This is a genomic window from Acinetobacter marinus (assembly GCF_900096915.1).
GTDB lineage: Bacteria > Pseudomonadota > Gammaproteobacteria > Pseudomonadales > Moraxellaceae > Acinetobacter > Acinetobacter marinus.
Genome location: NZ_FMYK01000008.1, coordinates 1 through 13018 on the forward strand (window position 1 = coordinate 1; position 13018 = coordinate 13018).

Consider the following 13018-nt stretch of genomic DNA (forward strand, 5'->3'; position numbering starts at 1 on the left):
TAAATTCTGGAGTATATCGTTTACTGCTCATAAGCACCTCGTTAATTAGCCATTTTATCTAACTAAAAGGTGTCTACAAAATCGGTGGCTATTCAACGTGACTTCTCGGCATCGTTTATTTAAATATCGAAAATCCACGTAAAGATGCCCATATCGACTTGTTATGCTACCCATGTGATTTCTCTCCTATTGCAAACATAAACTGCTAAGATTTGCCAATAATGGTTTGGTCATGTCCTCCTCGATACGCTCCCAAATGTATAAAATTTTACGTCCACCAAAAGGACGAATATAGTGAACACCCTCGATCAAAACCGAATCCTTCAACTGATTACGAATAGTTCGTTCGTTGTAATGGATTCGCCCTGATAGCTCTTTGGTTGTCAGATATGTTAGACTCATGATATTGCTTCCTTATAAAATTTATCACAATTAAGGTAAAAATTAACCTTAAAATGATATTAACACAATTTTATCTCAAAGCAAGTTATTTTTACCACAAAGGAGGTAATTTTGTGATTACTTGTAATTTACCTGTTCTGTTGGCTGAGCGAAGAATGAAAGTTTCTGATTTAGTTCGAGCTACGGGAATGAGTAAAACCACACTGCATAAACTCTATAATGGTCAATCAACGCGGATTGATTTTGAGACACTCGATAAAATTTGCGACTTATTAGAAGTCGAGGTCGGAGATATTTTGGTACATACAAATGATGCACATTCATCTGCAGAATAGTTGCTAAAAAAGACGTGGACACTTTCAGTCAATTTTTGGTCACTTTTAGCCACTTTTTTCGAAGTCAGGATACAGGGCTTGACTTTTGGTAAAACTTAAAATTGAGAAACCCCGAACAATCAGCCTTTCTAAGTGATTGAAAGCAGGCATAAAAAAAGCCCCAATCTTTTGATTGAGGCTTTTAGAATTTGGAGCGGGAAACGAGACTCGAACTCGCGACCCCAACCTTGGCAAGGTTGTGCTCTACCAACTGAGCTATTCCCGCATGCGGCACATCATAGCGCATTGGCGATTTTGGTCAAGCAATTTTCCAGAAGAATCGATTTAAATGCACATTTATTCGTCTGTTATCAAAACTGCCATGCTTTGTTATCAAATTTTATACTTAATTGAGAATATCATCGTTATACACTGTATCCATAAAAGTAAAAATTTCGGAGTTTTGATGAAAAAGGTTTTGACTGCCTCTGTTTTGGCAAGCGCTTTGGCGATTACAGGATGTACCAGCACAACATCTACCAGCACCACGGGTGTAGACCGTAAGCAATTACTTTTAGTCTCTGACAGCGAAGTGAACGCTCTATCTGCACAGAGCTATAACCAATTGAAATCACAAGCCCAATCAAAAGGGGTGCTGAATACCAATAGTGCGCAAAAAGCACGCTTACAACGTATTGCCAACCGTTTGATTCCTCAAGCAAAAGTGCTTCGCCCAGAAGCCGCATCTTGGAAATGGGAAGTGAACTTAATTAAAAGTGATGAGCTGAATGCGTTCTGTGCGCCAGGCGGCAAAATCATGTTCTACACAGGTATTATCGATCGCCTCAAACTCACTGATGACGAAATCGCTGCGATCATGGGGCACGAAATGGCGCATGCACTGCGTGAACATGGTCGTGAGAATGTCTCTCGCCAATATGCACAACAAGCAGGTTTAAGCATTTTAGCGGCAGCGACTGGTCTATCTGAGGGTCAAGCACAACTTGCACAGATGGTCGGTCAGATCGGTATCAGCTTGCCAAACAACCGCACGCAAGAGTCTGAAGCGGATGTGCTTGGTACAGAGCTGATGGCACGTGCAGGCTACAACCCGAATGCCTCGATTAGCCTATGGAAAAAGATGATTGCAGCAAGCAGTGGTAGCTCTCCGCAATTCTTGAGTACCCACCCGAACCCAGCAAATCGTATTCAAAACCTACAAGCCTTGATGCCAAAAGTGATGCCACTGTATCAACAAGCCAAACGTTAAGCGTAAACTTTTAAGTGAAACAGAAAATACCGCATCGTTCATGATGCGGTATTTTTTTATGGCAATAAATTCGGGAACTTGAAGAAAAGATCGCTTTGATTGAAATATGCTATATTTATCGTCACTCATTGCACAGTTTTCGCATTACATCAATATTGAAGGTCGCCTCATGCAACTGCAAACTCAACTTGAAGCATTAGTGCAACAGCTTTCTCCAAGCCATTTGGAAATTTTAAATGAATCCTCTGGTCATGGTGGCTACTTCCCTGGCAAAGAAAGTCATTTTAAAATCACCATTGTCAGCGATGCGTTTCAAGGCTTACGGTTGGTACAACGTCATCAAAAAGTCTATGGCTTAGTTGGTGATTTACTTGCACCATCGAAAATCCATGCGTTGGCGATCCATGCCTATACGCAGGATGAATGGACAGGCGAACGCCCTGACAGTCCAGATTGTGCGCACGCACCAAAGCACACAAGCAATTAAATTTATTTAGATTTCCAGTCGAATTCAAATCCAAATTTTTCATCAGAGCGCCAATATGGATCAGCATCTCATCATCAAAATCATGCACATGTCGATCGCCAGTTTGGTGTTTATTTTATTGATTGTGCGTGCTTTTCCTGTTTTGATCTTAAAAAAGTGGACGGTTGAACGCACCGTGTCCAACAAGATCATCGTCGGTCTACAACATTTGAGCTATAGTGTGTTGATTCTGTCAGGACTGTGGCTGCTTTGGGACAATCAATTTCAGGTTGAAATGTGGTTTTATGCCAAAGTGATTTTATTTTTGGTGATTTTATCTGCATCATTCAAAGCATTTAGTCGCAAGTCAGAGCGCTTATTGGTGCAACGTCAAGCAGGCTTAGTGATTGCGATTGTGGCATTTATTGCGCTATTTGCATTGATCGGGATCAAACCTGAGCTTGGCTAAATACAGCTTGGCTAAATTTTGAATAGATTGTTTTTAGAGATGTCATTACGAACATATTTTTTTGACTGATTTTATTGACTTGTTTTTTGAATTGGTTCGATACAACCAAAAGAAGGAATGGAGAACAACATGCTAACTCGCGTTGTATTTAACCAAAAAGGTGGTGTAGGTAAATCAAGCATTACCGTCAACTTAGCGGCAATCAGTGCCGCACAGGGCTATCGTACCCTAGTCATCGACCTTGATCCGCAATCGAACTCCAGCCAGTACATTCTTGGTAGTGCGCATGACAGCACCCACTCGAGTGCAGAATTGCCGACATTTAGCCCGAATATGTATCATTTCTTTGAAGAAGTGGTGGCACAGCCTCAAAGCAAAGGCATTCTCGGTTCGGCAATCGGTTCGATCTTAAATAATAAAGTCAAAGGCTTAGATGCTGTGATTCATCAGAGTCCATTTCCAAATCTGCATGTGATTCCATCCAGTGCTGAGCTTGGTTCACTTGAACATGCGCTTGAATCGAAACATAAAATTTACAAACTGCGTGATGCACTACAAAAAATCGCATCACAATACGATCGTGTCTATATCGACACGCCGCCAGCATTTAACTTCTTTACCTTGTCTGCGTTGATTGCGTCAAATCGTGTCTTGATTCCATTTGACTGTGACGTCTTCTCACACCGTGCACTATTAACTCTACTTGAAAATGTCGTCGAAACTCGTCAAGATCATAATGATGACTTGGCTGTGGAAGGTGTGATTGTCAATCAGTTCCAAGCGCAAGCCAAGCTACCAAGAGAGATCGTAGCACAGCTACGTCAGGATCAACTGCCTGTATTTGACACCATGCTCCCGCCGTCTGTGATGATGAAAGAATCACACTTGAAGAATCTACCGTTGATTCACTTGGCTGCGGATCACAAGCTGACACAGACCTACCGCCAACTATTTGACGAGATTGAGCGTGAATAATGAATAAATTAACTCTATCAACCGCATTGGCTACTAGCCTATTCCTCGGTGCTTGTGCTACAGGTCCAGTCAAACCTGCCTATGTTTCACCAACACAATATCAATCGTGGAACTGCGCACAGTTGCACACCGAATACGCACGCATTGGCAAATATGTCAGTGACGGTGTTGAACCTGAAAAGCGTACCGGGATGGGCGTTGGGGTCGGACTCGGTGTCGGTGGTTGGGGTGGTGGCTGGGGCATCCGCCCGAATATCTCGGTGAGTATGGGGCAGTCCAGCAACAGCAAACGCACGGAAGTCGCCAAACTCTATGGACAACAAGATGCGATTGCACAGGCTGCACAATTTAAGAATTGTCCGATTCAAAACCTACGCCAGAGCAACTAGCAAATAAATATAACCTATTGTAATTTAATATTATTTAAAACTTATCCGAGTTACATACTCATACTTTGATGCAATTTTCAGCAGGCATGGCTTGGGATTTGCATCATAATTGGGGTAACTTAGCCCCCTGTTCACCAAGATCGGAATCTATGCTCGAATATAGCTTCGTTATTATTGCCCTGTTTGCTGTGATGATTATTCCTGGCCCGACCAATGCACTTTTGGCGAGTTCGGCACAGCACATCGGTATGCAAAAGTCACTACGCTTGATTCCTGCGGAGTTGATTGGCTATATCTATGCCATGGCATTATGGTGGCTGATCGTGGCATTTACCCATGATATTTGGCCTTTATTTATCGATATTTTGCATATCGCCAGTGCGCTCTATGTGTTTTGGCTGGCATTTCGACTGTGGAAAATGAAGCATCTGCACGCCCACAGCCAACGCTTCAAAAATATCAAAGCCATGCAACTGTTTTACTCTACCTTTAAAAACCCCAAAGCAGCGCTTTTCTCCGTCGGCGTATTTCCCAACTCCACATGGAACAATCTTGAAAACTATGCCATCAGCATGCTGTTATTTAGTGCGGTGCTGATCCCTTCGGCATTGTTCTGGATGTTTTATGGTAGCCGTTTGCTCACGGGCAAATTCAAAGGCATCAATCAAGAACAACTCTACCGCAGCTCTGCACTACTGCTCTTGGTTTGCATGCTACCGATCATTTTCCGCTTCTTTAATTAAGCCTTTTTAGATGCGCATCTGAACGAGCACACTAAAATTCGCCACAACTTCACAGCACAACGACACCACTTACAAAAATTGTCACTTTCTACCCTATAGTTACAAAAAACTTTAAAAAAATAGTGAAATAAATCAACATTATTTGTGACACGCTTAACAAAAATAGTAAATAAGGTTTGAAATCCGTCAGTAAGCATAGTATTTTAGTTATTAATGAGAATTTTTAACAACCGTGATTGCACCGCACATTCAAATGCAACAATCACATCATCGGGGGAGTTCATGATGCAATTTAAATCGGTAATGCTAGTGTTAAGCATGACTGCTGGTTTCGCGTCATATTCACACTCAGCACAACTCGAAGCGCCAAAGCAACCACAAGTGCAAAAGCAAGACGTATCGCTGATTAAAACGGTAGCAGATGCAAAGAAAAGTACCGCCACGGCAAAAAATACCAACCAATTGACGGCGCTAGACAAACTCATCGAAAGTGCCAAACTGGCTAAGGCATCGCAACCGTCGACTGAAGAAAGCCAAGCACTTGCACGCTTGAATAACCTAAAATTGAGTGTAGTTTCACGCAATAAACAAATCAGCAATCTGTTTCAAAATCTATTCGGTAGCTGATTTTTGTTAGAACCTACAACATCGTAGTAGGTTCAAAATAAATGTACCATCTTCCTCAAAAAGCTGTCTACGGACAGCTTTTTTCTATTGCAATCGCGCTAAAATTGTATGCACAGTGCGACATGATGATGGATAATGTTAATGATTTTGCTGTAACCGATATGCTCCTGGACTCACGCCTGTCCATTTTTTAAACGCACGGTGAAATGCACTTACTTCATGAAAATTTAACGCCTGACTAATATCTTGCAAAGACAATTGGCTATTTTCGAGCATTGTAATTGCCAAATCTCGACGTATCTCATTTTTAAGTTGCTGATAGCTACAGCCTTCACTTTTTAAACGCCGTTGAATGGTCGCCTCTGACATATTGAAATGAGGTGCAATTTCTGACAGTTCAAGCCATTGTGCTGGCGGTTCTTGCATTAAATAACGTCGAATTTGGGCACTGGTTGAATGCGGATTTTTATAACGAATCAGTAGGATATGTGGGGTTTGTTGAATAAACTGATACCACGATTGACGATCTTGTTTAATTGGTAATTTCAAGTAATTTGCATCAAACTGAATATAGTTTTCGGGCATTTGATAATGAATATTTTCGCAAAACCGCACCTTGTAATCGTCATCATCGACAGGCGCTTCACACTTTAGCTGTATTTGATTGAGACTAACTCGCTGTCCAACCAACCAGCACATCAACGCATGGATCAACATGATGTATGTGGCATAGCTGAACATCCGCTTCGGCTGCTGGCGATCATAGATCATAATATAGGCGTAATTCTCCTGCACCATCAGTTGTGCGGTAAAATCATCCAGTATCAGATTCATAAACTGTAGGATATGATGAATTGCCTGCTCGAGCTGGGTAGTGTATAGCAGGGATTTGGATAAAAACTGAAAACTTCCTCGGCGCATGGCATGCCGATCCATGCCAAAAAACTCATCATCGAGCGCATTTGCCAACTCAGTCCAAAGCTGTGCATATTGATTGACCGATACTCGCGCTTTATTTGCTTGTAATAGTGTGTGGTTAATGCCTGCTTTTTCTAATATTTCTCGCACAGCATAGCCCTGCTGCTGTGCTTCCCATATGGCTTCATGCACTAATGCAATGGAAATCGAGTCTTTATCAGCGCTTGCGTGTTCCATTGCAGTCATTTTGACGTCCATATTTCTTATTCTCTATCCAGCATTGCCCAAAACAGTCATCACGAATGCCATATTTGGAAATTGCACTCAACAGCTTCTATGTTTAAGTTTCTCCTATGGGCGAAGAAATTAATTTCTGATACAAGGCAGCAGAGCGAAGGTGTACAAGTCGTACTACGAGCAAGGTTAACGCTGTAGCAGGATTTAAGTTCTCTGGCTATATCGCTATCTTTCACATCATAAAGGGAAAATAAATGAAGATACAAGGGAAAGTCGTGATCGTCACAGGTGCTGCCTCTGGCTTGGGTGCAGCAACTGCGCAGTATTTGATTGCGCAAGGTGCAAAAGTCATCTTGGTCGATATGAACCAAGCGCTTGGTGAACAGCTCCAGCGTGCACTGGGGGAAAATGCCCAATTTAAACCATTGGATGTGAGCGATGAAAATGCGGTACAACACTTCTTTGATGAGGTCGCCTCTGACTACCAGCAGTTAAATGGTTTAGTCAACTGCGCAGGTGTGGCACCTTCAGCCAAAGTGCTCAGTCGTGACGGCATCCATGCGCTGGCGTTGTTTCAAAATGTATTAAATATCAATGTTACAGGCACTTTTAATATGTTGCGTTTTGCTGTGCAATTGATGGCGAAATACCCACCACAAGCGGACGAAGAGTGTGGCGTCATCATCAATACTGCCTCTGTGGCAGCCTATGAAGGTCAAATTGGGCAGACCGCTTATGCGGCATCAAAAGGTGCCATTGTCTCGATGACTTTGCCACTCGCTCGCGAACTCGCCCGTGAAAAAATCCGTGTCATGAGTATTGCGCCTGGCATCGTTGAAACACCAATGCTCAAAGCAATGCCTCAACATGTTCAAGATGCTTTGGCAGAAATGGTGCCATTTCCAAAGCGTCTGGCACAAGCCGAGGAGTTTGCCAAACTGGTTGGACATATTTTTGAAAATAGCTATCTCAATGGCGAAGTGATTCGCTTAGATGGTGCGATTCGCATGCAGCCGAAATAGGCTGGTAAACAATAATAAATAGGATAGGACAGTCCAATGTTACTCAATGACGAACAACAAATGGTTCAAGACACACTGCGTAGTTATTCGCAAGAAAAGCTCAAACCCACCGCAGCGGCACGTGATAAAACCGCTCAATTCCCAACCGAAGAGCTGCAAGCGCTTGGCAAACTTGGTGCGCTCGGCATGACGGTTTCAACTGAGTGGGGTGGTGCTGGTTTAGATTATATTTCACTGGTTGTTGCACTTGAGGAAATCGCCGCTGGTGATGGGGCGATTTCAACCATTGTCAGTGTACAAAATGCCCTGCCATGTGGCATTACCGAGCGCTATGGCAGTGATGCACAAAAGCAAAACTATCTGACCAAACTGGCAACTGGCGAGTGGTTAGGTTGTTTTTGTTTAACCGAACCACAAGCTGGCTCCGATGCAGCAGCTTTAACGTGTAGTGCTGTGCGAGATGGTGATGAGTGGATAATCAACGGTACCAAGCAATTCATTACCACAGGGAGGCATGCGCAACTTGCTTTGGTTTTTGCGGTCACGGACAAAACCGCAGGCAAAAAGGGCATCTCGTGTTTCCTCGTGCCGACCGATACTCAAGGATATATCGTGTCTCGCCTAGAGGATAAAATGGGGCAACATTGCTCAGATACGGCAACGATCGTCTTCGAAAACTGTCGGATTCCTGCGGATCACTTACTTGGTGCTGAAGGTGAGGGCTACAAAATTGCCCTATCAAACTTGGCGTCAGGACGTATTGGTATTGCAGCGCAGTCCGTTGGTATGGCTCGTGCTGCTTTAGATGCTGCGGTGGAGTACGCCAATCAACGCACAGCGTTTGGTGTTGAAATTGTACAGCATCAAGCAGTGGCTTTTCGTTTAGCAGATATGGCGACCCAAATTGAAGCTGCACGACAACTCGTTTTCCATGCGGCAAGCCTCAAAGATGCAGGATTACCCTGTTTAAAAGAAGCCTCTATGGCCAAACTTTTTGCGTCAACGATGGCTGAGCAAGTGTGCTCTGATGCCATTCAGATTCATGGTGGCTATGGTTATGTTTCTGACTTTCCTGTTGAGCGAATTTATCGAGATGTTCGGGTAAGCCAGATTTATGAAGGTGCATCTGACATTCAACGTTTGGTGATTGCACGTGAAGTAACCCAGCGCTAAACCGATGTGTTTTCGACCTTGGTAGATGCTCAAATCTTGCAAAATGTTTGCGGGTTTTGGAAATTGCAAGGACATTTAAAGCATGGTTAGCTAAGAACTGATTTGAAAAGATATACCGTCAAAGTGGATTTGACCGACTAGAAATGGATGATATGAGGTTGTCATGATGAAAACCCTAGAGCAAGCCCAACAAGAATTTAATTATGAGCAACTGATTCAGGATCAATTGGTTGGTCAACCCAATGCCATCAATGCCTATGTTGAATGCTGTCAACGTTATGTTGGACAACAAAAAATCGCCCTGTTTTGGGAAGGCAAAAATGGCGAGTCGCAACAGTGGTCCTTTGAACAGCTCGACACAGCATCAGCCCAATTGGCAAATTATTTTAAATCCATCGGTATTCAGGTCGGTGACTGCATTGCAGGCTTATTGCCACGGACACCTGAGTTATTAATTACCATCTTCGCAACATGGCGAATTGGTGCCGTCTATCAGCCGCTATTTACTGCATTTGAATCTAAAGCCATTGAACATCGAGTGCAGACAGCGAAAACCAAACTGATCGTTACCAATGCCGAACAACGCCCAAAGCTAAACCACGTTAAAGCGGAACACATTCTCACGGTCAATGCAGGGGCAAACCCAACCGACAATGAAGCTGACTTTTGGCAGGAAGTTCAAGGTCAATCCGATCAATGTGATGCGGTTTTGCGTACTTTTGATGATGATTTTCTGATGATGTTCACCTCGGGAACAACTGGCTTAGCCAAGTCCGTCCCAGTCCCACTCAAAGCGGTGCTGGCATTTAAAGGTTATATGCTGCATGCGGTCGATCTCAGAGAGGACGATGCCTTTTGGAATCTAGCAGATCCAGGCTGGGCTTATGGGTTGTACTATGGCATCACAGGCCCGCTCAGCCTAGGACACAGCATTATCATGGATGAGCGTGGTTTTAATGTCGATCATGCCATCGACGTGATCAAAAAATTTCGAGTGAGTAATTTAACGGGTTCGCCGACGGCATTTCGGATGTTTTATGGGTTTAAAGAGCGCTTTGATACATCGATCAAATCCCACCTGCGCGTCGTCAGTAGTGCGGGTGAGCCGCTCACCCCTGAAGTGATTCATTGGTTTAAAAATGCATTAGATGTCAATATTTTTGATCAATATGGACAAACTGAGCTGGGGATGGTGATTGCCAACCATCACGCCTTAGCCCACGAGAAAAAGGTCGGCTCGGCAGGATTTGCCAACCCTGGACACCGTTTTGCAGTGTTAAATGAACAGCATCAAGAGGTCGAGCGTGGCGAGATCGGGACGCTGGCAATTGACTTTAGTCAGTCCCCGTTGACGTGGTTTAAAGGCTACGGTGGCGGTAACCGAAAATCATTTGTTGGGCAATATTACTTAACTGGAGATACGGTAAAACTCAATGAAATTGGCGGAGTCGATTTTGTAGGCAGAGCTGATGATGTGATTACCACCTCAGGCTATCGTGTGGGTCCTTTCGACGTGGAGAGCACCTTGCTGGAGTGTGAAGAGGTTTTAGAATCCGCAGTCGTTGGTAAGCCAGATTTGGAGCGCACGGAGGTGGTGAAAGCCTTTGTTGTACTCAAGCCACAATATCAGGCCAGCAAAGCCTTGGATGAAAAATTACAAGCCTATGTTCGCTCACGCTTATCGAAACACGCCTATCCGAAAGAGATCGAATTCGTTGAAAGTTTACCGAAAACATCCAGTGGGAAAATCCAGCGCAATCTTTTAAAGCAACAAGAAGTGGAAAAAGTCGCACGTTCACAAAGCAAGATTTAAGCGCTCGTCACCATGAGCGCACTCTTCAACCCGCTTCAACTCTAAATCCTTCATTTGAGAATGCTTGAACCGATCAGCATTCTCAAAGTTTTGCATACTCGGCTTCATCAAAGCCAACCAGCAATTCTGTCCCCGTATCCAATACAGGGCGCTTAATCATACTTGGCTGTGCCATCAAGGTCGCAATCAATTGTTGCTCATCTGCCAAAGCAGCCTCTTGTTGCTCACTACTGAGCTTTTTCCATGTGGTGCCTTTTTTATTTAAGATCAGCGCTTGTCCAGCTTGTGCCAGCCATTTTTTCAAGGTGTCTTCGTCTATGCCTTGTTTCTTATAATCGTGAAACTGATAATTCACCCCACGTTCATCTAAAGCCTGAAATGCTTTTTTCATGGTATTACAGTTTTTTATGCCATAAATCGTGATCATTTGCTTTCTCCAACGATGGGTTTTAAAAATATAAAGCGGTGTTGTGGCGAATTACAGATTTTGCAAATACACTAAGCGCAATTGCAAACTCATTTGCCCACGAAATTCATTTTTTTCTAGGCTGTAGGCAATTCTCACCGTTTTGGCAATATCTTCACCTTCAAGTTGTTCACTAAAGTTAAACCCGATGGCGTCAATGCTGTGATTGTGATCAACCAAAAGTTTTAATTTTAAATGCTTTTCTTTAAGCCATTGAAAATCTGCAACCTGAAAAATCCCTTCAAATATCGGCGCTTCAAAACCCTGTCCCCACGGTGCTAAGCCGTCTAATTTGGCTAAGAATTGTAAACTGAGTTCCTCAGGCTTCAAACTGCCATCGGTAAAAATTTTCGCTTGAAATACATCAGGATGAGCTTGTGCGACCACTTGCCTGAATGCTTCTCGAAACGCCTCAAAATGCTGTTTCTCTATGGTTAATCCCGCTGCGGCAGCATGTCCACCAAAGAATTTGACCAAGTGCGGTTGTTGCTCTGCCACCGCTTCGATGGCATCTCGAATATGAATCCCTGTGATCGAACGTGCCGACCCCTTAAGATGCGTGCCATCTTCATCTAGCGCAAAGACGATACTTGGGCGATGAAAATGCTCTTTTAAACGTCCTGCGACGATGCCAATCACACCTTGATGCCATTCAGGTTCAAATAGTACAATCGCTTCAGGAATCTGATCTTGTGCGATTTGGATGTTTTGCAGTGTGTCAAAAGCCTGCTCACGCATGCCCTGCTCGACTTGGCGACGTTCGATATTGAGCCGATCCAACTGATAGGCATAGGGATACGCACGATTCAGATCAGGCGCTAACAAGCACTCGATTCCGATCTGCATATTGTCCATGCGCCCTGCCGCATTGATGCGAGGACCCAGCACAAAACCAAAATCGCTGGCTTGCAGTTGCGCTGCATTTTTTCCTGCAATCTCGACCAAAGCTAAAATACCCGCACGGCACTGCCCTTGTCGAATGCGCTCTAGTCCTGCCTGTACCAGAATACGGTTATTCACATCCAGCTTTGCCACATCAGCAACCGTGCCCAGCGCCACTAAATCAAGGAATTGGGTCATGCGCACGCTGGATTTACCATTTTTTTGTCGATGCGTTGCCAGCCGAGCCAGCAGATAAAATGCCACCCCCACGCCTGCCAACGATTTACTGGCAAAGGTGCAACCAAGCTGATTCGGATTGACTACGGCTTCGGCATTTGGTGTCGGCTTGGTGGTCAGGTGATGGTCGGTAATGATGACTTGCATCCCGAGTTCATGGCAACGTGTCACCCCTGCATGACTGGAAATGCCGTTATCCACCGTCATTAACAACTCAGGTTGGAAGCGTTCATAGGCAAGTTCTGCAATCGCAGGCGTCAACCCATAGCCATATTTAAAGCGATCAGGCACGATATAATTCACATCTGCACCCATCGCCTGCAAAGCTAAAATGCAGAGTGCAGTACTGGTCGCCCCATCAACATCATAATCACCAACAATTAAAATTTTTGTTTTTTTATCAATTGCTTGATCAAGCAGATCAACTGCTTGATCTATACCCAATAAATCAGGTTGCAACAGATTTTTTAAGTGTAAATCGAGCTGTTCAACCGCCATATTTCGTGCAGACAAAATCCTCGCCAACGTCTCAGAGGCAAGATGTTGGTATTGCGTTAAAGGCTGGTGTAAAGGACGTTGTTCGAGTTGAATCTGATGCATAATTAGTCAATGAAC

General features: G+C 43.9%; 15 protein-coding genes and 1 tRNA gene. 11 read left to right on the top strand and 5 right to left on the bottom strand.

What is annotated here, in order from left to right; genetic code table 11:
• Positions 1–186: 186 nt before the first annotated feature.
• Entirely contained in the window at positions 187–402 is a 216-nt protein-coding gene (locus tag BLQ60_RS11675; protein WP_092620704.1) for a hypothetical protein, read from the bottom strand.
• 113 nt (positions 403–515) lie between these two features.
• Here BLQ60_RS11675 and BLQ60_RS11680 point away from each other — a divergent pair, with 113 nt between their 5' ends.
• Entirely contained in the window at positions 516–737 is a 222-nt protein-coding gene (locus tag BLQ60_RS11680; RefSeq protein ID WP_092620706.1) for a helix-turn-helix domain-containing protein, read from the top strand.
• 189 nt (positions 738–926) lie between these two features.
• Here the strand turns inward: BLQ60_RS11680 and BLQ60_RS11685 are convergent.
• Positions 927–1002: transfer RNA gene (locus BLQ60_RS11685), tRNA-Gly, on the bottom strand.
• Positions 1003–1182: 180 nt separating this feature from the next.
• Here BLQ60_RS11685 and BLQ60_RS11690 point away from each other — a divergent pair.
• The 7 genes from BLQ60_RS11690 to BLQ60_RS11720 all read left to right on the top strand — a co-directional run bounded on the left by BLQ60_RS11690 (position 1183) and on the right by BLQ60_RS11720 (position 5655).
• Positions 1183–1986, top strand: a complete 804-nt coding sequence (locus BLQ60_RS11690) for a M48 family metallopeptidase (protein ID WP_092620708.1) — start codon at positions 1183–1185, stop codon at positions 1984–1986.
• A 169-nt stretch (positions 1987–2155) separates the two neighbouring features.
• A complete protein-coding gene (locus BLQ60_RS11695; RefSeq protein WP_092620880.1) occupies positions 2156–2473 on the top strand; it encodes a BolA family protein in 318 nt (105 codons plus the stop codon).
• A 55-nt stretch (positions 2474–2528) separates the two neighbouring features.
• Positions 2529–2921 carry a SirB2 family protein gene (locus tag BLQ60_RS11700; RefSeq protein ID WP_092620710.1) on the top strand — a complete coding sequence of 131 codons (393 nt, stop codon included), beginning with the start codon at positions 2529–2531 and terminating at the stop codon, positions 2919–2921.
• 129 nt (positions 2922–3050) lie between these two features.
• Positions 3051–3896: a ParA family protein gene (locus tag BLQ60_RS11705; RefSeq protein ID WP_092620712.1), complete on the top strand. Its 846-nt coding sequence runs from the start codon at positions 3051–3053 to the stop codon at positions 3894–3896.
• Positions 3896–4285 (top strand): hypothetical protein, encoded by a 390-nt coding sequence (locus BLQ60_RS11710; protein WP_092620714.1) that lies wholly within the window; start codon positions 3896–3898, stop codon positions 4283–4285. Before BLQ60_RS11705 ends, BLQ60_RS11710 begins: the two co-directional genes overlap by 1 nt.
• Positions 4286–4434: 149 nt before the next feature.
• Complete coding sequence (locus tag BLQ60_RS11715; RefSeq protein ID WP_092620716.1) at positions 4435–5028, top strand: LysE family translocator; 594 nt, start codon at positions 4435–4437, stop codon at positions 5026–5028.
• Between the two features lie 318 nt (positions 5029–5346).
• On the top strand, positions 5347–5655 hold the full coding sequence (locus tag BLQ60_RS11720) for a hypothetical protein (protein WP_143005219.1): 309 nt from the start codon (positions 5347–5349) through the stop codon (positions 5653–5655).
• A gap of 138 nt (positions 5656–5793) precedes the next feature.
• On the opposite strand, the gene BLQ60_RS11725 is transcribed toward BLQ60_RS11720, so the two are convergent.
• On the bottom strand, positions 5794–6819 hold the full coding sequence (locus BLQ60_RS11725) for an AraC family transcriptional regulator (protein WP_092620720.1): 1026 nt from the start codon (positions 6817–6819) through the stop codon (positions 5794–5796).
• Between the two features lie 245 nt (positions 6820–7064).
• Here BLQ60_RS11725 and BLQ60_RS11730 point away from each other — a divergent pair, with 245 nt between their 5' ends.
• The 3 genes from BLQ60_RS11730 to BLQ60_RS11740 all read left to right on the top strand — a co-directional run bounded on the left by BLQ60_RS11730 (position 7065) and on the right by BLQ60_RS11740 (position 10818).
• Positions 7065–7832, top strand: a complete 768-nt coding sequence (locus tag BLQ60_RS11730) for a 3-hydroxyacyl-CoA dehydrogenase (protein WP_092620722.1) — start codon at positions 7065–7067, stop codon at positions 7830–7832.
• Between the two features lie 36 nt (positions 7833–7868).
• Positions 7869–9005, top strand: coding sequence for an acyl-CoA dehydrogenase family protein (locus BLQ60_RS11735; RefSeq protein ID WP_092620724.1), 1137 nt, complete (start codon positions 7869–7871; stop codon positions 9003–9005).
• A gap of 166 nt (positions 9006–9171) precedes the next feature.
• Positions 9172–10818: an AMP-binding protein gene (locus tag BLQ60_RS11740; RefSeq protein WP_092620883.1), complete on the top strand. Its 1647-nt coding sequence runs from the start codon at positions 9172–9174 to the stop codon at positions 10816–10818.
• Positions 10819–10900: 82 nt separating this feature from the next.
• Here the strand turns inward: BLQ60_RS11740 and BLQ60_RS11745 are convergent, their stop codons facing one another.
• On the bottom strand, positions 10901–11245 hold the full coding sequence (locus tag BLQ60_RS11745; protein ID WP_092620726.1) for an arsenate reductase: 345 nt from the start codon (positions 11243–11245) through the stop codon (positions 10901–10903).
• 51 nt (positions 11246–11296) lie between these two features.
• Positions 11297–13003, bottom strand: coding sequence for a single-stranded-DNA-specific exonuclease RecJ (gene recJ, locus BLQ60_RS11750; protein WP_092620729.1), 1707 nt, complete (start codon positions 13001–13003; stop codon positions 11297–11299).
• Between the last annotated feature and the right edge of the window lie 15 nt (positions 13004–13018).

Coding starts and splice junctions, on each gene's coding strand:
- BLQ60_RS11705 (WP_092620712.1), top strand. CDS start 3,051: ATGCTAACTCGCGTTGTATTTAACCAAAAAGGTGGTGTAGGTAAATCA.
- BLQ60_RS11710 (WP_092620714.1), top strand. CDS start 3,896: ATGAATAAATTAACTCTATCAACCGCATTGGCTACTAGCCTATTCCTC.
- BLQ60_RS11715 (WP_092620716.1), top strand. CDS start 4,435: ATGCTCGAATATAGCTTCGTTATTATTGCCCTGTTTGCTGTGATGATT.
- BLQ60_RS11700 (WP_092620710.1), top strand. CDS start 2,529: ATGGATCAGCATCTCATCATCAAAATCATGCACATGTCGATCGCCAGT.
- recJ (WP_092620729.1), bottom strand. CDS start 13,003: ATGCATCAGATTCAACTCGAACAACGTCCTTTACACCAGCCTTTAACG.
- BLQ60_RS11675 (WP_092620704.1), bottom strand. CDS start 402: ATGAGTCTAACATATCTGACAACCAAAGAGCTATCAGGGCGAATCCAT.
- BLQ60_RS11690 (WP_092620708.1), top strand. CDS start 1,183: ATGAAAAAGGTTTTGACTGCCTCTGTTTTGGCAAGCGCTTTGGCGATT.
- BLQ60_RS11695 (WP_092620880.1), top strand. CDS start 2,156: ATGCAACTGCAAACTCAACTTGAAGCATTAGTGCAACAGCTTTCTCCA.
- BLQ60_RS11740 (WP_092620883.1), top strand. CDS start 9,172: ATGAAAACCCTAGAGCAAGCCCAACAAGAATTTAATTATGAGCAACTG.
- BLQ60_RS11735 (WP_092620724.1), top strand. CDS start 7,869: ATGTTACTCAATGACGAACAACAAATGGTTCAAGACACACTGCGTAGT.
- BLQ60_RS11730 (WP_092620722.1), top strand. CDS start 7,065: ATGAAGATACAAGGGAAAGTCGTGATCGTCACAGGTGCTGCCTCTGGC.
- BLQ60_RS11720 (WP_143005219.1), top strand. CDS start 5,347: ATGACTGCTGGTTTCGCGTCATATTCACACTCAGCACAACTCGAAGCG.
- BLQ60_RS11725 (WP_092620720.1), bottom strand. CDS start 6,819: ATGACTGCAATGGAACACGCAAGCGCTGATAAAGACTCGATTTCCATT.
- BLQ60_RS11745 (WP_092620726.1), bottom strand. CDS start 11,245: ATGATCACGATTTATGGCATAAAAAACTGTAATACCATGAAAAAAGCA.